The following is an 18,993-nucleotide window of genomic DNA, read 5'->3' on the forward strand; positions in this document are numbered from 1 at the left end:
AATAAGGCCGGGAGATTCCCGGCCTTAAATTTATGAAAAACCCTACCCTCTTTTATACAACCGCCTTTCCTGCCGGGTGGCGCTGCGCTTACCCAGCCTACGTCGATGTCAATAAATTACCTAACTCATTGTAGGCCTGTGCAAGCGTAGCGCCGCCAGTTAAGGTCAGAATCTGGCTGACCCTATCTTTCTTTGTGCAGAACATATTCATTTCGCATTACCAGACAACTGACTATACTAGATCATGACAAATGACATATCAGGAGGTCAAAATGAGAACATGGGTTCCTGCGCAGAAGCCTGCTGATAACGCACTTTGGCGCTATGCCGGTTTACCTGCAAATCGAGGTATGCAGCTGATTGAGCTTCTTAGTCAGGGTCTACCCGTTAGCGTACTCGACAACATTCATGAATGGACGGCGATGTCAAAAGCAGACATTTTGCGCGTCACCGGGATAAACGAGCGCAATGTCGCGCGTCGTAAAAGTGCGGGTCGTACATTGACCCCCGATGAAAGTGAGCGCGTGGCGCGCTTCGTACGCGTTCTGGATGCTGCCGTTGATTATTTTGGCAGTAAAGATGATGCATGGAACTGGCTACAATCACCAGTCCGTGGACTCGGAAATGTTGCGCCTGTCGATTTGATTGCAACAGAAACCGGTGCACTGGAAGTGACCGATTTGATTGGTCGCCTGGAACATGGAGTATTCGCATGATTTTTTATCGTCTGGTGACAGGACGATATGCCAGCGAAGCGTGGAGTGGAGGCGGCGCAAACCAGTATGGCGGCCGCTGGAATCACAAAGGACACCCGGCGGTATACGTCTCTACATCCATCTCGCTGGCATCACTTGAAATTCTGGTTCACGTTAAAAAAGATACCGTGTTAAACCAATACCAGCTTTTCAGCATTGATATCCCGGAAGAGCAAATTGAGTATCTGGATAAAGCATGGCTACCCGAAGACTGGCAGGAGGATCCTGCACCGATGTCGACAATGGATCTGGGAACCGGTTGGCTCCAGTCCAGCAGCGCGCTGGCGCTTATTCTACCGTCCTGCATCATTCCTTATGAAAATAACGCCATACTTAATCCACTGCATCCCGATTTTCATCAGAGACTGGAGACCGTCCAGCAACTCCCTTTTAGCTTTGATAACCGGCTAGCAGAAAAAACCGCATCCTGAGAACGAATGCGGTGGTCACGTTTCAAAACCAGGGGATCGTGGCTGTAGCGCTTAGCCCGTAGGTGGAAAATACTCCCGTAACGGGTGCGGAGAGCAAATCACCATGACGGATAAACAGCCTGAACGATTGACCCGTAGAGAGACTACGCAAATTAAGCCACGGCAAATCAGTCCTTGCCTCTGCCATCGTCAACATACGCTGCTGCGCTTCCTCTTCAGTTAACCATCCCTTCTTCACCGAACGTCGCATGAGCCGCTGCGCACTACTTTTGACCTGTACCCGGCTGACGCAACGCCAGTGATTTACCTCTGGCACATTCTTAATCTCCGTACAGTCGCAGTAATCACTCAGCCCTTTTCTCCAGGCCAGTCGCTCAAGCTCATTGAGTGCCTGCCGGTGGCCATGCAAACGCAGAATAGCGCCAGGTTTTACAGCATACGCAGGGAAACTAATACCAATATCGCCCTGCCCTCTCTGACCCAATGCGCGATGCAGTTTTGCCACCAGCGCGGCCATTAGCATCTCTTCACTGAATTCGGGATCTGGCAACACACGGATCTCAAGATAGTGATCCATAAACAGCTCCTTACTCGCTCTTCTCGCCGAAGACACCACCACGGATCAATACGGCCATCACGTAATGTTGCTGATCCACATCCGGCTTCTGGCCTTTGGTGACCCAATTATCGAGAAGCGTGTAGAAATCCATTTTCTCTTTCGGCTGACGACACGCCACCCCGCGGCTGGTGACAGATCCATAGGGTTCAACGGCTATCGCACCAAGTTCGTCCACTTTAGGATGCCAGGTATCGATAGTTCGAATCGCATTACCGATTTTCTGCGAGTGGATGCCAGCGACTTCATCCACCTGATAAAGCAGACGGCTCTTGCTGTTGTTGCTGTCCAGTACTAACTCCTGCGACGGGAAGATCTCCTGCCCTGCGCCAAGCAAAACCTGCGCCTCTACGTTGAGCAGAACAAATCCTTTTCCACTGAGCCCCTTTTCTATTTCCTGAGCGAGTTCTGTGAGGCTCTTGTCACGGGCGGTAAAATCACGCAGCGCATAACTGTACGCATCAAACGTCCACGACTGGCTGCCTGTCACTTTCACAACGATTTTTTCTGCACCAACGCGGTTACGCCATAAAAAACGACCATTCGCCAGGTTATTGGCGTAACGACGCGCCAGTTCGGCAAAACCATGTTCATGTATGTAGCCGTCGATAGCCTGCTGGAGTTCTTCCTGATAAGCGCGGTCATTACATACAGAAGGAGTCGATAAGTTTCCCAACACGCGCAGGGTAAATTTAACCTGTAAGGTATCCGCGTCCGCAGGCAGTGCCGCCACATCTACCCGCTGGAGATTGGCTTTCTGGATCTCAGCATCCAGTTTTGCCGGATCGTTGGTGAGCGCGTTTTTTAGACGGTTAGAGATAGTGCCGCGTACTGCTTTTTCCTGAATCCGAATCGGTTGCCAGGTTTCTCCTTCCCAGCATCCTGAATACATCACCGCATCCGAGGTCGCCAGTTTACGTTCAAATGCCAGTACAGATGCCGTTTTAACGGCAGTTGGAGCCTTTGCCATAAATAAGTCCTTTTTAATTTAGAGGTTCAGATGTCACCGGCGCGCTCGTACCCTGACAGTAGTAGCCTGTTTCCGTCGTGCGATAGCGCCAGAAGATGTCTTCTAATGACCGAATCCGGTGAAGACCGCACCACTCGCCCACGCCATATACGGCTTCGGTAAACGCGAACGGTGTTTCTGCATCCCGCGCATTTGCCACGACGCCGGGTGCGTAGAGTTCAGAGATGCGCTGGTAACCGGTCATTAATGGCACCAGATACCCGGGTTTAGGTTTGGGAACGTAATGCCAACTGGCCGGATCGCCTTCCTGGATATCGCCCTCGTCCGGCATTTCGGCCTGCATTTTCAGCGAAGCAAAATCGAGCCAGGCATCAAGTAGCGTGGCATCAGGATTGTTTTCAAGAAGCGTTTGATGATGTTCGCCCAGCCAGCTGCTGCGGTCGCGCAGGGCAAAGCCCGGCATCAATTGCCACTGTAATCGGCCCATTTCCCGAACGCTGGCAGGCATCGCCATAACCGAAATATTCTGGATATCGACGATGATTCCCCCCGCCAGTCGAAGCGTCGGGCATATCTGAGACAGAAACTCGGCGAGGTCGCGCTGCCCGTATTCACCGTTTGGGATTTCCCCATGACACTCCAGCAGCAATGAAACCGTCAAATGCATACGCCCCTCTTCATTAAAGGAGGCGGTTTTCGCTTCACGGGTAAGAGGATTGCGGGTCAGGGCGAACTGATAATCGCGGCCAGACGTATGCGCGTGGATCTGGTGTCCGTGGCTCACGACAGCACAGCCATCAATGTGCAGCCCATGCTTTTCTGTCAACCTGCGCGATAAAGCATGAGAAAATCCCATGAAATGGGTGATCGCTGGAAAACCCCATGTCAGGCCAGCAACCGCGTTGGCGTTTTCAACTCTCACACGGCGAAGCAAAATCAATGAACTCATTTCAGCGCCTCCTGGATAATTTTTTCCATCTCACGGAGGTTGGCCCGTAAGCGCTCGCGGGTTTCCCATTCACGTTTTTCCACAGCACCTAAATCCGGCATCGACTTGCGCAGACGTGCGTTCAGCCAAAGGGAAAAATCTTCTGCCACAGCGTCCTGCCAGTCGTCTTTTTCTCGCTCAAGACGAAAGGCTTCATCTGTTTTTGTACGCCAGGGATCGAGCCAGAGCTGTTGATGGGGTTTCAGATCGGGACAGTTGCGCGTCCAGTTCTGCGCGGTTTCACGTTGAAAGTCAGATGCGATCTCGAACAAGAGATCGATAATCATATTGATGTAGCCATCGCGGGCTTCGCGAATACGAAAATTGGTGTAATCACCCGCTTTCGTCAACAAGGAAACAAGCAGCTGAATGTGGCTCTTCGCACGACGATCAAATTCCCCACCCCAGGCGAAAACAGAACGTAAACTTGTTGGCGGCTTTTCTGCCCTTTTCCACTGCGGCGGCTGGCAGGAAAGTAGCCAGCTACGTCCGCCACGCACGCTGTTGAGATAGGAAATGTTTTGTGGTTTAGTGCCTCCGAAGTGTATTTCCGCTGAATCCGGGAATAACATCAGCGGAGTGGGATGCCAGGTTTTCTCGCGCCTGGCTTTCCAGATGGCTTTAACATCGTCTCCAAAACGGAAGGCAATCATTTTCTGATGCAGGGCGTGAACAAGTGAGGTGGCAAACAGCGGGCTTAACAGATGATAATCATCATCAACCGGAAAATAATTCTGTTTCGCCAGCTTGTGCGAAGCGGGTTCACCGGGCGTCAACGCACGGGAAAATCCGGCAATCCATTCGCTCAATTGACTGGCGTCATCGGTAAAAGCAGCCAACGCGGCGTGGTCGCCACGTTTCAGGCTTGCCAGTAGGGAGTCTCCGCCTTCAGCCCTTGTTTGCAGCAGTTTCGCGACATCCAGTGCAGCTGCGTTACCCACCGCATCCGTTTCCAGAACTGACAGCGTCGCTGTGCAGAGATACCCTTCCTTGGCCACTGCCTCGCTGTAGATACTGCTACTTTTTGAATCCCCGTGGGTAAACTTCGCCGCATGGGTCACGAGGTTAATTTGTCCGGCTCGCTTCGCGGCATCTGTCAGCCATGCTTTCGGCTCATAGCGAAGCTCCAGTTCCCGGCGTTCTGCCGCAAGCGTTGCGCTATCAATATCGCTGCGTTTTGCGGCCTCTTTATCAAATGCTTCCAGCTTGGTTTGCCGTCGTTCGGCAATGTACTCACTAATGAAAGCAGTAACAACGCTTCTTGACATAACACCTTCCTGACCTTGTTAATTTTCCATTTATCCGTTGTTAATAATGTTTTTGGATCGTTGGGGACATGGTAGTTGCGCTCCACATCAAAACAACGAGCCAGAGTAAGTAACTGCTGCAAAAACCCCGACCAGAAGCAAAAAACGCATCAGTTTGATAAGCATCACATTATTCCCTTGCAAATTGTATGGGTAGTGTATGCTTGGTTTTTAGTACTAACAATACAAAAAGTAAACCTACTTATATAAAGTTTCTCTTTAAATTTAACGAAGTTTATTTTTTCTAAATTCTTCTTTAAGCTTGTTGATATAACTGTCGTACTGACAGCTTAGAAGTACTTATAAAACGATTCGCTTCAAATGTTTACTGCTGTACAAGCAGTCCGCGCCCTCTTTCAGAGGGCGCGAAACACACCTAACACTGGGCGGTACAGCCATTTTTCTTCCTTTCCTGTTCTCAATGTGATCTCTCCATAACGACATGACACCGTCTCCAACTCCATCTGCTTTTCATCCGCCAGCGCCTGTAATACCTCGGCATAATCAATTGCTATCCACGGCTCTACGCCGTCTGCCATGTATAACGCCTGTTCGCAAAATCCTCCCGCAGGTTTTAACACCCCGTTTTCCTGCATCAGGCAAAACTCTGGTTCATCGCCTTCCTCTTCCATACTCAAAAAGAAAGTTTCCTGTGGTGAAGCACGGCGAAACGGCGTCCGCCGCTGTAATTCACCGTTCCACGTCAGCGGCAGCCGCCACCACGACGCGGCCACCACATCTGATTTATCGCCGTCGTCCAGCAGCGCGGCGCGCAACCGGGCATGCTCCAGCGTCGCCAGTGCATTGCCGGGCAGATTTTCAACGATGCGCGGTATTGCATTTAGTGTGCGATAGCCCTCTTCACTGAGCAGCTCATGGAGATCGTGATGAGGCAGAAGATGGTGTTCGGTTTCAAATCCTGGCTTACAATAAGCCACCTTTTCTCCACGGAGCGCGCGTACGTTGCGTTCCAGAATCACCAGGTTTTCAGTATCCGGAACGATCTGGCGATGGCGCTGAATACGCCCCGCAAACTGTATAAGAGAACGCATCGAACTCGGCTCGATAATTCCCCAGTCGGCATCAAAATCGCGCCCAACCTCCAGAACGGATGTGCCGAGCACGACAAAAAGATGGTGCTGTTCCGGTGACGTCAGCGCCTGCTTAACTTCCGGCAACTGCCAGACCAGCGCCGGTTTGTGCCGCGTGAACGCGGCATCGAGTCGTTTTTCAATTGCCGCACGCACAGCCAGCGGGTGCTGGCTGTGGTACACGCAATAATGAATGCGGTAATTGTCCGGAGAAGGTAATGCCATCAGCGCCTGCGCGACGGCAACCAGTGGGTTGATGTTCGCCATCCTCACCAGACCAAATGACACGGTTTTGCCGCTTTTATGCGTGCTGTGATGATCGCCGTGTAGCGCGATTGTTTGCTGGTGCAACGTCTGCGCCAGCGCAGAGACAACGTCGGCAGTACAGGACGAGTGAGGCTTCACGACGGCCAGTTTCCCCAGGCGAAGCCTGGGCTGGTCTGGCAGACGTTTAATCCGCTGCCTGACAAAATCGCCATGTGCCTGACGGAATTGAGCATCGTCGGCCACATCCTGCGGCTGCGCGCCATACTCATCAAACCAGGCGCAGCAGATACTCATCGGTCTGTCCGACTGACCGCACGCGGCCTGCCAGACTCTCCGCCCTTCCCGATAGGCTTCAAACAGCGCTTCCGTTAATGAAGGGGGCAGCGTTGCAGAGGAAAGCAGCACGCGGGAGCCGAGCATTCCCGCCCAGTTCACCAGCCGACAAAGGGCGTGCAAATCGTCAATCTCAAAATCATCAGGCTCATCAAGCACCAGATCGCTGGTAAGCAGGCGCAGCATAGCGGGGATCTGCTTGCCACCGCGCACCCCTTCCGTTGCAGGCATCAGGTGATCGAGGGTTGTCACCAGCACCGGAGCACTGACCAGGCGATTGAGCGCCGGTTCTTTCGCCAGCCACTGCTGAGCGATCCCGCTACTGGTTGCCCCTTCGTAATGCACGTAGTGATGGCTGGCGAAGAACGTTTCGTCGCTGGCACTACTGGTATCTTCGGCGTCATTCCCCTGATAGAGCTCCTTCACTGCTGCGGCACCGGTCACCACGGCCAGCGTGTCGTCATCCAGCCTCAGGCGCGACTGCAAAGCCTGACCCGTCTGCAGCGTCAGCGTGCGTAACCCCAGCGCCACGCTGAAACGACACCCTGCCTGCTCATCTGCCAGAGCGTACATAATTCGGGTATTGGCAAAGGTTTTACCGCATCCGGTCGAGGCCATATTGATGCCGAAAAAGCCCTGCTCAGCACTCTTCTCGCGTAGAGAAGAGGCAACGTCCCACGCGTCGTTTTGCCAGGAAAAGCGTTTTTCTTTCGCCCTTTCCCGAAACGTTTTATGCCGGGCGATGGCGGGTAATGAGCGTCGCAACGCCGGAAGAGAGCGCCCCATCAACAGCGCATGATGGGCGACACCAACATTGTGCTCATCAAGTTTTTGGTTAAGTTCGGTTCCGTGGTGAGTGTTAGCCCACGCCTGTATGGCATCATCCTGCCATCCGGAATAAGCTGGTTGAGAGGAGTAAACGTGATCGGCCAGCATTAGCGACAGGCGGGCGAGATGGAGGGTGAAGATATTATCCATCGTTCCCGCGTGAAGCAGCGCAGGCAGATTCCGGATACGTTTACCAATCTGTCGGGCCTTCTCGCGCCAGGTTTTACTTTTTAGCGGCGTACCGTAGGGGAATTTCCAGACATTATTAAAATCACGCTCTTTCCACTGATGTTGTTCGGTAGATTTATGATTAAGCGAGTTCCAGTCTGCGTTCAACTGTTTCTCAAACCAGCCTTCGCAGTAGATCATCTGAGGACGTGTCGAATATGACTGCGGCATACGGTGATGCGACAAAATCAACCATACCACCACTTTAGCCAGAGGCGGGAGCTCCCCCAAAAGGCTGCAGTTCTTGTCTGTGTCCATCTTCAACGCTTTCAACATGGCCTTTTCGTCAGCGGCTTTTAGCTGAGTGATGGAAGCCAGCCACTGTTCATCGGTTTGTTTTCCTACAAACGCCTCGAACAGACGAACCGAGATCCACTCATGACGATACGGCTGGCAAATGTGCTTACTTTCACCCTTAAGCGTCTGCTGGAAGCACATCCCCGCTTTACCAAAATCATGAAACAGCCCGGCAATCGCTGCCAGCAAGGCGATGCTTTCCGCGCTGTGCCAGCGGTGTTCACTGTCGTTCCGGATAATTTGCAGGGTTGTGCGGTTTGTTGGCACGCGCCCTTGCGCGTTAAAACGACGCAAATTCCCGACAATCCACAACAGTTCACTTTGACCGTTTTTTTTCAGCCAGTGGCAGGCCACGGCGGTGTTACGACGTGCCGTTTTACGCAGCAGCTTGCGCAGCGTAATGGCGCCTTCCATCGTCATCGTCGTCTGCCACGCCGCGTCACCCGTACGCTCAGCGAACTGATCGATAATCTGGCAGCTTTGCTCGCGCGCACGTTTGGTACACCGAGAGATAATCAGCACATTCATTTTGCGACGCCCGCCAGCGAGTGCGAGGTTTCCTGCAAGGTGGCGATCATCACATCCAACGCATCGGACTGCTGAAACGCGTTAATGCAGCGCTGACGAAACTGTTGATTATCCTCACCTTCCATAGCCGCAATAAATGCCTGCGGCATAACGAGGGCATCTTTTATTAAATCGGCAATATCAAAAACCAGCCCACCGCGACGGGTTTTACCGTGCATAACCGCCAGACCATGAGGAATGCCCGTCACCCATGCCGCAACCGCAGCCAGTCCGTATGCCAGATAATTGCCCTGATCGAGAAAACGGTTCGCCATATCTGCACCACCGCCCCGTTTGGCGCGGGTAAAACAGCCATAGCCCACCGTCTGGTTTACCAGTTTGTAGAGCGATTTTGTGAGCTGTGCTTCCTGGAGCATCAGCGACGTATGATCCTGCGCGTTTTCCATACCCCGCCTTGCACGCTCCAGAATAGTGTCCAGCGCGTCCCGACCGGGCTGAAATGACGTTTCTCGCTGCATCCGCAGCCCTGCCCACTGTTTTTCTATTTGCTGTAAACGAATAAACTGAAACTGCTTTGCCGCCAGCAGACGTTTTTCCTCATCAAACCAGAATGAGACCCAGTTTTGTAAATAGCCCGTCGGGCGGTATTCGCTTTGCGGGCTGAGCCATGAGACGTCAATATCCACCTCGTTCGCGGAATAAAGCGGCGTGCCGTCCGTTCCACAAAAACCAACCATCACGCCTGCTCGCGCGAACTCCCGCATTGCCATTTGCGTAACGGATGTTCCCATACCCAGCATCACTGCCGTGGTATTGGCGATGGGAATATTCCAGTAAAACGATTCTTTGCCTTCCTGAGTGACATATTCAACGCGCCCACCATTCACCTGAATACGACATTTTTCCAGGTAATAGATATTGGCGCGCTTAGAATGGAGAATAGTTTTTAAATCTGTTGGAGTAATGCTGTTGACGGACATGGCGAGGGCTTTTATTTCAATGTGTTGAATGTGCGGTATGTTATCGAAAATAAGCCACAAGCAAATGTGATGGATATCAAACGAATAGTAATTGCAGTGATAATTTAGCGAAGAATTACTTTTTTGCATTGAAATATTATTTTTACAAATAATATATTCGCCAGAATATAATTTGTTCGTGAATTATTTTTTATTTATTGTAAAAAAATAGAGAGTGTGGTGTTGATAGTATTAACTTTTTATAGGTGGGATGAATCTTTCAGAGGATTGGTTTTAATTGTACTGCCTGTGCGGCAGTGAACCGTGTAGCGCCTGTTTGTCGATGTTGTTCATTTTTCTAAGCTACTTGCACAGCAGTGAACTCCGCACAGAGCTAGCGCAGCTGTCTTTGCCCTTTCTAAGCTGCCTGTACGGCAGTGAACGCTGCGGCGCGTAAGCTTCGCTCTGCAATTAATTTCTAAGCTGCCTGTACGGCAGTGAACAGCTTGATTGCCAAAGTCTTGATAGTCCCTGATTTCTAAGCTGCCTGTACGGCAGTGAACAAGTGAACGTGGTATATGACTGGAACGAATCATTTCTAAGCTGCCTGTACGGCAGTGAACCCAATTATCGACTATCCCGACTGGCTTCCGCTTTTCTAAGCTGCCTGTACTGCAGTGAACACCGTCAGGCGCTGCACTCGCGCGGCGAGAACTTTCTAAGCTGCCTGTACGGCAGTGAACGTGAATCCGTACTTCGTGTCAGCGCGGGCGGTTTTCTAAGCTGCCTGTACGGCAGTGAACGCCACTCTTCCAGGCGGTTATGACGGCGTACATTTCTAAGCTGCCTGTACGGCAGTGAACGTCGGGTACCGCGGCGCGCAACCGGCGCATGTTTTCTAAGCTGCCTGTACGGCAGTGAACGCAACATGTAACCCCTCGCCGAATCCGCTAACTTTCTAAGCTGCCTGTACGGCAGTGAACCTCGTCGCGCAGCGGCTCGAAGCGGCGGCGATTTTCTAAGCTGCCTGTACGGCAGTGAACACCTTGAGCAGGTCGGTGCAATGTCAGGGCAGTTTCTAAGCTGCCTGTACGGCAGTGAACCGTAGGTGCTGGCAAGCATCTGGATATTGTCATTTCTAAGCTGCCTGTACGGCAGTGAACCTGCGCACACTTCCAGCGGTGCTTGTATTTGCTTTCTAAGCTGCCTGTACGGCAGTGAACTGTCGCTAAATCAAACTGGTGAGTGCGCTTCCTTTCTAAGCTGCCTGTACGGCAGTGAACGATGGCGCGGCGCCCGGTTGCCGGAGCTGCGCTTTCTAAGCTGCCTGTACGGCAGTGAACGGCACACAGCCACTTTCCGCCCAGGCTGACACTTTCTAAGCTGCCTGTACGGCAGTGAACAGCGGCGGTATTACTGACTCACCTCGCCGCGTGTTTCTAAGCTGCCTGTACGGCAGTGAACGTAGCCTCATAAGCAAGCTCTCCGGCATTGTTTTTCTAAGCTGCCTGTACGGCAGTGAACTCACCCGGCTACCGGTGCTCCATCTGTTTATCTTTCTAAGCTGCCTGTACGGCAGTGAACCAGCGTGCATACGCCAACGTGAACACCTCGCTTTTCTAAGCTGCCTGTACGGCAGTGAACTCATGTTCTCCCGAGAACTGAATCGCGACTCATTTCTAAGCTGCCTGTACGGCAGTGAACACTGCATTTCTGCCAGCCTTCCTTTCCAGCATTTTCTAAGCTGCCTGTACGGCAGTGAACTTTGGTGGGGGCTGAGGTAGATACGGTGCAGCTTTCTAAGCTGCCTGTACGGCAGTGAACGTTCTCCCGCCAGACGAAATATGATTTTTACTTTTCTAAGCTGCCTGTACGGCAGTGAACGGAGGGTCAAGGAGCGGCGCAGCGTGCGGGGTTTTCTAAGCTGCCTGTACGGCAGTGAACGCCTGGTCGTTCCCTGACGGGGTGAGGCTGTATTTCTAAGCTGCCTGTACGGCAGTGAACTCTCGGTGCCAAATCGCCTTGTTTGGGATAACTTTTCTAAGCTGCCTGTACGGCAGTGAACTGAAAGGAAACAACGCCATCTTATTGTTAGAAAAGAAAATAATCAACTTTTGCGCATAAAACCTTTTTTTCAGAAACGTAAATCCGAACCATATAAATCAATGAATTACGTGCACATCAAAAAAAGGGTTAAACCATTGGCGTCAGAGGAGCTTCCCCGATGCCTCAGAGCGCACTCAGGAAATAATGTGCATTATCTTTTCTGAATGTTGAGGTGCAAAGACATCTGCCGCCATTGAATGCGTAATGTCATGAAGCAGTCCCGTCAGGTGCGGCAACATATCGCGGTCAACATGCGACACCAGCAACACATGGTTTAACGCCCGGCAGTAGTCGCATTTCGTTTCGGTATCCTCCAGCAACCACTCTTTTTGTCGCGGTTGCTCCGCGTCGTCCTCAAATTCCACTACCTGAAAATCACGCATTGATTCTGTGAGGCCGGTTTTCACTTCCTCCAGATATGGCATACGGGCTGCGTTTGTGGGAGGGATTTGCAATCGAGGAGGATTTCGGTGAGCAGTTTGCAGCGTTTGGCGAGGGTTGGGAGATCGGGGCTGAGGGAGAGTTCACTGTATAAATGGGCGAAATTGTTTTCTGTATTCATTGGGTAATTCCTTCACACACTTTGAATTTACCACCGCAGGAAACGCCAATTCGCTGGCGGCGGACGAAAAGGAATTGGCGTACCAGTGTGTGTGCTACTGGCGCTTCAAAAGAAGCTTCCGATTCGCCCGCCAGATGCAGAATTATACCCTTTTCCTTAGGGCGAACGAAGCCTGCAGCATTACTGCTGCTCACACACTTTCAGGACGCCAATCCTGACACCTGATTTTGCAGGTGCGCCGCCATTTTATTACTGTGGATTTATCCAGCAACTGACTTCGAAAGAATCTGGAAAGCGCCTCGCAAAATTCCTCTGCGGCATGATGCCCTCACCCCAGCCCTCTCCCACAGGGAGAGGGAGAAAACACTAAAAACGACAACCCTGTTACCCTCACCCCGCCCCTCTCCCACTGGGAGAGGCAGAAAAGCAGGCATAAAAAAACCGGGCTATTGCCCGGTTTTTAGACCTACGTAAGAAATCAGTGAGCCGCTTCCGGCTTGTGCTTCGCCGCACTCTGGAAATCGTACGTCAGTTCGTTCTTCGCCTGATCCAGCGCCACTGTCACCTGGCCGCCGTCCACCAGCGAGCCAAACAGCAGTTCGTTCGCCAGCGGTTTCTTCAGGTTATCCTGAATCACACGCGCCATCGGACGGGCACCCATCGCACGGTCGTAGCCTTTCTCAGCCAGCCAGTTGCGGGCCTCCTGGCTCACTTCCAGCGACACGCCTTTCTGATCAAGCTGAACCTGCAGTTCGACGATGAACTTGTCTACCACCTGATGGATCACCTCGGTAGACAGGTGATCGAACCAGATAATGTTGTCCAGACGGTTGCGGAACTCCGGCGTAAAGATCTTCTTGATCTCTTCCATCGCATCGGTGCTGTTATCCTGGTGGATCAGGCCGATGGATTTGCGCTCGGTTTCACGGACACCGGCGTTAGTGGTCATCACCAGCACCACGTTACGGAAGTCCGCCTTGCGCCCGTTGTTGTCGGTCAGCGTCCCGTTGTCCATCACCTGCAGCAGGATGTTGAACACGTCCGGGTGTGCTTTCTCGATTTCATCGAGCAGCAGTACCGCATGTGGATGCTTGATCACCGCGTCGGTGAGCAGACCGCCCTGGTCAAAGCCCACGTATCCCGGAGGCGCACCAATCAGACGGCTGACGGTGTGACGCTCCATATACTCGGACATATCAAAGCGCAGCAGTTCAATGCCCAGCGCTTTGGAGAGCTGCACCGTTACTTCGGTTTTCCCGACACCGGTTGGACCGGCGAACAGGAACGAACCGACAGGCTTATGCTCATGCCCCAGTCCGGCACGGGCCATCTTGATCGCTTCGGTTAAGGCCTCAATGGCTTTATCCTGACCAAAGACCAGCATCTTCAGACGATTGCCAAGGGTACGCAGCGTGTCGCGATCGCTCTGAGAAACGCTCTTCTCAGGAATGCGCGCGATACGAGCCACTACGGACTCAATATCCGCCACGTTGACGGTTTTCTTACGCTTGCTGGCTGGCATCAGACGCGCACGCGCCCCTGCCTCGTCAATCACGTCAATCGCCTTATCCGGCAGATGACGATCGTTGATGTATTTCACCGCCAGCTCCACCGCCGCACGCACCGCTTTCGCGGTGTAACGCACGTCGTGGTGCGCTTCATACTTCGGTTTCAGGCCGTTGATGATCTGCACCGTTTCCTCGACGGACGGTTCAGTGACATCGATTTTCTGGAAGCGACGTGCCAGGGCACGATCCTTCTCAAAAATGTTGCTGAACTCCTGGTAAGTGGTCGAGCCAATCACCCGGATCTTGCCGCTGGAGAGCAGCGGTTTGATCAGGTTAGCGGCGTCCACCTGCCCACCCGAAGCGGCACCCGCACCGATGATGGTATGAATTTCATCGATAAACAGGATGCTGTTGGTATCCTGCTCCAGCTGTTTTAACAGCGCCTTGAAGCGTTTTTCAAAATCACCACGGTATTTGGTGCCCGCCAGCAAAGAGCCGATATCCAACGAGTAGATGGTGCAATCGGCAATCACTTCCGGTACGTCGCCCTGCACAATGCGCCAGGCGAGACCTTCGGCAATCGCGGTTTTACCCACGCCCGATTCCCCCACCAGCAGCGGGTTATTTTTGCGGCGACGGCACAGCACCTGAATCGCGCGCTCCAGCTCTTTATCGCGACCAATCAGCGGGTCGATACCGCCAACGCGAGCAAGCTGATTAAGGTTGGTGGTGAAGTTTTCCATACGATCCTCCCCGCCTGCTTGCTCTTCATTGTTATTGACCTGATTGCTGGGATCCGATGCCTGGTTAGGCTCGTCTTTGCGCGTGCCGTGGGAAATAAAGTTAACCACATCAAGTCGGCTGACTTCATGTTTGCGCAGCAGGTAGGCCGCCTGCGACTCCTGCTCGCTGAAGATGGCGACCAGGACATTTGCGCCCGTCACTTCGCTACGTCCGGAAGACTGGACGTGGAATACCGCGCGCTGCAGCACACGCTGGAAGCTGAGCGTCGGCTGTGTGTCGCGCTCTTCTTCACTGGCTGGCAGCACCGGTGTCGTTTGTTCGATGAAGGCTTCGAGTTCCTGACGTAGCGCCACCAGATCCACGGAGCAGGCTTCCAGCGCTTCGCGGGCAGATGGGTTGCTAAGCAGTGCGAGCAGTAAATGCTCGACGGTCATAAACTCATGTCGGTGCTCACGCGCTCTGGCGAAAGCCATATTTAAACTGAGTTCCAGTTCTTGATTGAGCATAGGCACCTCCCCCAATTTTATGCCTTATCAGGCCTTTTCCAGCGTACACAGCAACGGATGCTCGTTCTCCCTCGCATAGTCGTTCACCATCGCCACTTTGGTTTCTGCCACCTCGGCGGTAAAGATGCCGCAGATAGCTTTGCCACGATAATGAACGGTAAGCATCAGTTGCGTTGCACGTTCTACATCATAAGAAAAGAACTTTTGTAGCACGTCAATAACAAATTCCATCGGCGTGTAATCATCGTTCATTAACATAACTTTATACATAGATGGCGGTTTTAGCGCGTCACGCACTTTGTCTTCCGCCAGCTGGTCAAAATCCAGCCAGTCGTTGGTCTTACCCATTTTGCATAACCACTTTGAATCTACCTCAGATGTTAGATAACAATCATCTATTACTGTCATCCGCGATGTCTGTCACAAACTGTTGCAATAGCGTTAACTGCTTCAAACTTTGGTTGATTATTGTCCCATCTCCAGCGCCAAACGCTTGACGATGTCTTTCGATTCTCTAAATTGTACAAGCGTGAGATGGCGAGGTTTTGAACAGCCCCCACTCCACCACCGGTTCATTCCATCTTAACTTATAAGATTTACGAAGGATGTCGAAGCATGGAAATGGGTACTGTTAAGTGGTTCAACAACGCCAAAGGGTTTGGCTTCATCTGCCCCGAAGGCGGCGGCGAGGATATATTCGCTCACTATTCCACCATTCAGATGGATGGTTACAGAACGCTCAAAGCCGGGCAGTCCGTCCGGTTCGATGTACATCAGGGACCCAAAGGCAATCACGCAAGCCTTATCGTACCGATTGAAGCAGAAACGGTTGCTTAGCTCTCTGTTTTATTGTGTACATCCTGCAGTCAAAATGCCAGCCCGATCGGCTGGCATTTTTATTTTCGGGTTATTCCCGAGCCAGCGCATCCACCGGATCCAGCCGCGCCGCGTTGCGGGCCGGCAGCCAACCAAACAAGATGCCGGTAAAGGTCGAGCATAAAAATGCGGTAAGAATGGCCACCGGTGAAAACCCAATCTCCCAGCCGGGTAAGAAAATCTGCAGGGCAAAGGCGATCATCATCGACAGCGCAATCCCCATGGCGCCGCCCACCAGACACACCAGCACCGCTTCAATCAAAAATTGCTGCAGCACGTCGCTGGCTCTGGCCCCAACCGCCATGCGAATACCAATTTCCCGGGTACGTTCCGTCACCGAGACCAGCATGATATTCATTACCCCGATACCGCCAACGACCAGCGAAATCACCGCCACCAGCGTGAGGAACAGCTGAAGAGTACGTGTGGTCTTTTCCGCCGTTTTCAAGAGGCCGTCCATATTCCAGGTGAAGAAATCCTTCTTCCCGTGACGCAGGGTTAAGAGCCGCTCAAGCTGCTGTTCGGCCAGCGCGCTGTCGTAGCCCTCCTTCACGCGCACGGTGATGGAATTCAGCCACGACTGCCCCATAATCCGCCCGGAAATGGTGCTGTACGGTAGCCAGACCCGCAGGATCTTGCTGCTACCAAACATGGACTGCTTCTCTTCCGCCACGCCAATCACGGTGGCTGGCATGTTCCCTACAAGGATCACTTCGCCCACGACGTTGGTTTTATTGGGGAAGAGCTGTCTGCGCGAGTTCGCGTCCAGTACCACCACCTGCGCCCTGCCCGCCAGCTGTTCGGCGTTGAAGGTCGCCCCTTCGCTGAAGGTCATGCCGTAGACGTTAAAATAATCTCCGCTGACGCCGTTCGCGCTGGCGGCAACGTCCACGTTACCCACGCGCAGGCGAAGGTTTTGCGACACGGCAGGCGTCGCCGAATTGACCCACGGCTGTTTCTGAATGGCCGCCAGGTCGTCGTATTTCAACGCCTGCTGATACTGCGGTTCGTCATCACCAAAGTCTTTCCCGGGATAGACGTCAATGGTGTTGGTCCCGATAGCGCGGATATCCGCCAGCACCAGCTGTTTGGCTGCATCGCCCACCACCACAATCGACACCACCGATGCAATACCGATGATGATCCCAAGCATGGTCAGCAGGGTGCGCATTTTATTGGCCGCCATCGCCAGCCAGGCCATGGTCAGCGCCTCGCGAAAACCGCTGGAAAACTGTCCCCAGCCGGTTGCAGCAGGCAAGGCTTCTTTTGGCGCGGCCGCTCTGGACGCACGCGGCGGCGGGTTGCTCACCAGCTCGCCGTCGTGGATCTCGATAATGCGCTCAGCCTGCGCCGCCACCTGCGGATCGTGAGTCACGATAATGACCGTGTGCCCCTGATCGCGAAGCTGATGGAGGATCGCCATCACCTCTTCACCGGAATGGCTGTCGAGCGCTCCGGTGGGTTCATCGGCCAGGATCACCTGCCCGCCGTTCATCAGCGCACGGGCAATACTCACGCGCTGCTGCTGACCGCCAGAAAGCTGCGAGGGCTGATAATCTACCCGCTCCGCCAGGCCAAGACGCGTTAACAGCGCCTGCGCCCGCGCAAGGCGTTTCTTGCGCTCCACGCCTGCATAGACCGCCGGGACCTCCACGTTCTGCGCCGCACTCAGGTGAGAGAGCAGATGGTAACGCTGAAAGATAAAGCCGAAGTGTTCCCGACGCAGCTTTGCCAGCGCGTCGCCGTCCAGAGTGGAAACGTCCGTTCCGGCCACGCGGTAGGTACCGCTGGTCGGTTTATCCAGACAGCCAAGAATGTTCATCAGCGTCGATTTACCGGAACCCGACGCGCCAACAATCGCCACCATCTCGCCCGCTTCCACGCGCAGGGATATGCCCTTCAGCACCTCCACCGGACCATCGCCCGACGGATAGCTGCGACGAATATCAGTCAGCTCAAGCAACGCCGTCATTTCGCCGCTCCGGGCAGGGTTTCGCTGGTGACTACCTCGTCACCCTCTTCCAGCCCTTTCACCACCACCACGTCGGTATCGTTGCGTGCGCCAATCACCACTTCACGCTCGCGCGTTTCGCCATTGCGTAGCACCTTCACCTTATAGCGGTTATCCCCGGCGGATTCCCCCAGCGCAGAGAGCGGAACGGTCAGCACGTTTTTGACGCCGGTCAGCTGAATATGGACCTGCGCGGTCATATCCAGACGCAGCACGCCCTGCGGGTTGGGGACTTCAAAACGGGCATAGTAGAAGATCGCATCGTTCACTTTTTCCGGCGTGGGCAGAATGTCCTTCAGCACGCCTTCATAGCGCGTCTGCGGATCGCCCAGTACGGTAAACCAGGCGTTCTGCCCCGGCTTAAGATGGATAACATCCGCCTCGGAAACCTGCGCTTTCACCAGCATAGTGCTCATGTCCGCCAGCGTCAGAATGTTCGGCGCCTGTTGGGCGGCAATCACCGTCTGACCCTGAAGCGTGGTGATCTGGGTCACTTCCCCGGCCATGGGCGCCACAATCTTCGTATAATCGAGGTTGGTTTTCGCCGTATCCAGCGAGGCCTGGTTGCGCTTGATTTGCGCGTCAATGGTGCCAATCTGCGCCTGTTTCACCGCCAGTTCGGTGGCGGCCGTGTCGAGATCCTGTTTCGAGATCGCCTGCGTTTTGGCCAGCGCCTGCTGACGCGTCAGGGTCACCTGGGCAAGATTACGTTCCGCCAGCGCCTGCGCACGCTGCGCGCGCAGCTCCATCAGCGTGGCTTCCACTTCCCGGATCTGGTTTTCAGCCTGTTCCGGGTCGATAACGCCGAGCAGCTGCCCCTTTTTCACCTTATCGCCAATCTCAACGGACAGCGTTTTTAACTGCCCGCTAACCTGTGCGCCCACGTCAACCTTGCGCAGCGCATCAAGTTTGCCGGTCGCCAGCACGTTTTGCTGCAATTCACCCGGACGGACGATCAGCGTTTGATACTGCGGAACCGGCGCGTTGAGCACTTGCCATAACCAGTATGCGGCCGCTACCACCACTATCGCCAGCAGCAGAAACCACTTTCTGCGTTTTCCCTTAAGGTTCATAAATATTCC

Annotated in this window: 13 protein-coding genes, 1 pseudogene and 1 CRISPR repeat array; of the genes and pseudogenes, 3 read left to right on the forward strand and 11 right to left on the reverse strand. The window is 53.4% G+C overall.

Annotation, left to right across the window (positions count from 1 at the left end; genetic code table 11):
• Positions 1–272 precede the first annotated feature (272 nt).
• Together parS and ACOTX3_RS01475 are read left to right on the forward strand one after the other, a co-directional pair.
• A complete protein-coding gene (gene parS, locus ACOTX3_RS01470) occupies positions 273–716 on the forward strand; it encodes a type II toxin-antitoxin system Xre/ParS family antitoxin (protein ID WP_038981400.1) in 444 nt (147 codons plus the stop codon).
• Positions 713–1,186 (forward strand): RES family NAD+ phosphorylase, encoded by a 474-nt coding sequence (locus ACOTX3_RS01475; RefSeq protein WP_058679276.1) that lies wholly within the window; start codon positions 713–715, stop codon positions 1,184–1,186. The genes parS and ACOTX3_RS01475 overlap by 4 nt, the downstream gene beginning before the upstream one ends.
• Positions 1,187–1,208: 22 nt before the next feature.
• Here ACOTX3_RS01475 and cas6f read toward each other — a convergent pair whose 3' ends face one another.
• From cas6f to clpS, 9 genes and pseudogenes are all read right to left on the reverse strand, one after another.
• A complete protein-coding gene (gene cas6f, locus ACOTX3_RS01480; protein WP_058679277.1) occupies positions 1,209–1,763 on the reverse strand; it encodes a type I-F CRISPR-associated endoribonuclease Cas6/Csy4 in 555 nt (184 codons plus the stop codon).
• A gap of 10 nt (positions 1,764–1,773) precedes the next feature.
• Positions 1,774–2,772, reverse strand: a complete 999-nt coding sequence (gene csy3, locus ACOTX3_RS01485) for a type I-F CRISPR-associated protein Csy3 (RefSeq protein WP_058679278.1) — start codon at positions 2,770–2,772, stop codon at positions 1,774–1,776.
• 13 nt (positions 2,773–2,785) lie between these two features.
• The gene (gene csy2, locus ACOTX3_RS01490) at positions 2,786–3,721 is read right to left on the reverse strand and encodes a type I-F CRISPR-associated protein Csy2 (RefSeq protein WP_127869017.1); all 936 of its coding nucleotides are present in this window, start codon (positions 3,719–3,721) and stop codon (positions 2,786–2,788) included.
• Positions 3,718–5,028, reverse strand: a complete 1,311-nt coding sequence (csy1, locus tag ACOTX3_RS01495; RefSeq protein WP_127869016.1) for a type I-F CRISPR-associated protein Csy1 — start codon at positions 5,026–5,028, stop codon at positions 3,718–3,720. The genes csy2 and csy1 overlap by 4 nt, the downstream gene beginning before the upstream one ends.
• A gap of 395 nt (positions 5,029–5,423) precedes the next feature.
• Entirely contained in the window at positions 5,424–8,639 is a 3,216-nt protein-coding gene (gene cas3f / locus ACOTX3_RS01500) for a type I-F CRISPR-associated helicase Cas3f (protein ID WP_127869015.1), read from the reverse strand.
• On the reverse strand, positions 8,636–9,619 hold the full coding sequence (gene cas1f, locus ACOTX3_RS01505) for a type I-F CRISPR-associated endonuclease Cas1f (RefSeq protein WP_058679281.1): 984 nt from the start codon (positions 9,617–9,619) through the stop codon (positions 8,636–8,638). Before cas1f ends, cas3f begins: the two co-directional genes overlap by 4 nt.
• Before the next feature lie 334 nt (positions 9,620–9,953).
• A CRISPR array of direct repeats spans positions 9,954–11,663; the repeat unit is 28 nt; unit sequence TTTCTAAGCTGCCTGTACGGCAGTGAAC.
• 175 nt (positions 11,664–11,838) lie between these two features.
• Positions 11,839–12,266 (reverse strand): annotated as a pseudogene (locus tag ACOTX3_RS01510) (hypothetical protein).
• A gap of 478 nt (positions 12,267–12,744) precedes the next feature.
• On the reverse strand, positions 12,745–15,024 hold the full coding sequence (gene clpA / locus ACOTX3_RS01515) for an ATP-dependent Clp protease ATP-binding subunit ClpA (protein WP_023622164.1): 2,280 nt from the start codon (positions 15,022–15,024) through the stop codon (positions 12,745–12,747).
• Between the two features lie 27 nt (positions 15,025–15,051).
• Positions 15,052–15,372, reverse strand: a complete 321-nt coding sequence (gene clpS, locus ACOTX3_RS01520) for an ATP-dependent Clp protease adapter ClpS (protein WP_006174393.1) — start codon at positions 15,370–15,372, stop codon at positions 15,052–15,054.
• Between the two features lie 267 nt (positions 15,373–15,639).
• On the opposite strand from clpS, the gene cspD reads away from it, so the two are divergent.
• Positions 15,640–15,861: a cold shock-like protein CspD gene (cspD, locus tag ACOTX3_RS01525; RefSeq protein ID WP_008499993.1), complete on the forward strand. Its 222-nt coding sequence runs from the start codon at positions 15,640–15,642 to the stop codon at positions 15,859–15,861.
• A 70-nt stretch (positions 15,862–15,931) separates the two neighbouring features.
• On the opposite strand, the gene macB is transcribed toward cspD, so the two are convergent.
• Both macB and macA read right to left on the reverse strand, forming a co-directional pair.
• Entirely contained in the window at positions 15,932–17,872 is a 1,941-nt protein-coding gene (gene macB / locus ACOTX3_RS01530; protein WP_020689930.1) for a macrolide ABC transporter ATP-binding protein/permease MacB, read from the reverse strand.
• A complete protein-coding gene (macA, locus tag ACOTX3_RS01535; RefSeq protein ID WP_058679282.1) occupies positions 17,869–18,984 on the reverse strand; it encodes a macrolide transporter subunit MacA in 1,116 nt (371 codons plus the stop codon). Before macA ends, macB begins: the two co-directional genes overlap by 4 nt.
• Positions 18,985–18,993: the final 9 nt, after the last annotated feature.

This window comes from Enterobacter cloacae complex sp. IR5384 (assembly GCF_049237265.1).
Classification (GTDB): Bacteria; Pseudomonadota; Gammaproteobacteria; order Enterobacterales; family Enterobacteriaceae; genus Enterobacter; species Enterobacter cloacae.

What these genes read in the sequence shown, in the direction of transcription:
- parS (WP_038981400.1), top strand. Translation starts at nt 273, where the DNA reads ATGAGAACATGGGTTCCTGCGCAGAAGCCTGCTGATAACGCACTTTGG.
- ACOTX3_RS01475 (WP_058679276.1), top strand. Translation starts at nt 713, where the DNA reads ATGATTTTTTATCGTCTGGTGACAGGACGATATGCCAGCGAAGCGTGG.
- cas6f (WP_058679277.1), bottom strand. Translation starts at nt 1,763, where the DNA reads ATGGATCACTATCTTGAGATCCGTGTGTTGCCAGATCCCGAATTCAGT.
- csy3 (WP_058679278.1), bottom strand. Translation starts at nt 2,772, where the DNA reads ATGGCAAAGGCTCCAACTGCCGTTAAAACGGCATCTGTACTGGCATTT.
- csy2 (WP_127869017.1), bottom strand. Translation starts at nt 3,721, where the DNA reads ATGAGTTCATTGATTTTGCTTCGCCGTGTGAGAGTTGAAAACGCCAAC.
- csy1 (WP_127869016.1), bottom strand. Translation starts at nt 5,028, where the DNA reads ATGTCAAGAAGCGTTGTTACTGCTTTCATTAGTGAGTACATTGCCGAA.
- cas3f (WP_127869015.1), bottom strand. Translation starts at nt 8,639, where the DNA reads ATGAATGTGCTGATTATCTCTCGGTGTACCAAACGTGCGCGCGAGCAA.
- cas1f (WP_058679281.1), bottom strand. Translation starts at nt 9,619, where the DNA reads ATGTCCGTCAACAGCATTACTCCAACAGATTTAAAAACTATTCTCCAT.
- clpA (WP_023622164.1), bottom strand. Translation starts at nt 15,024, where the DNA reads ATGCTCAATCAAGAACTGGAACTCAGTTTAAATATGGCTTTCGCCAGA.
- clpS (WP_006174393.1), bottom strand. Translation starts at nt 15,372, where the DNA reads ATGGGTAAGACCAACGACTGGCTGGATTTTGACCAGCTGGCGGAAGAC.
- cspD (WP_008499993.1), top strand. Translation starts at nt 15,640, where the DNA reads ATGGAAATGGGTACTGTTAAGTGGTTCAACAACGCCAAAGGGTTTGGC.
- macB (WP_020689930.1), bottom strand. Translation starts at nt 17,872, where the DNA reads ATGACGGCGTTGCTTGAGCTGACTGATATTCGTCGCAGCTATCCGTCG.
- macA (WP_058679282.1), bottom strand. Translation starts at nt 18,984, where the DNA reads ATGAACCTTAAGGGAAAACGCAGAAAGTGGTTTCTGCTGCTGGCGATA.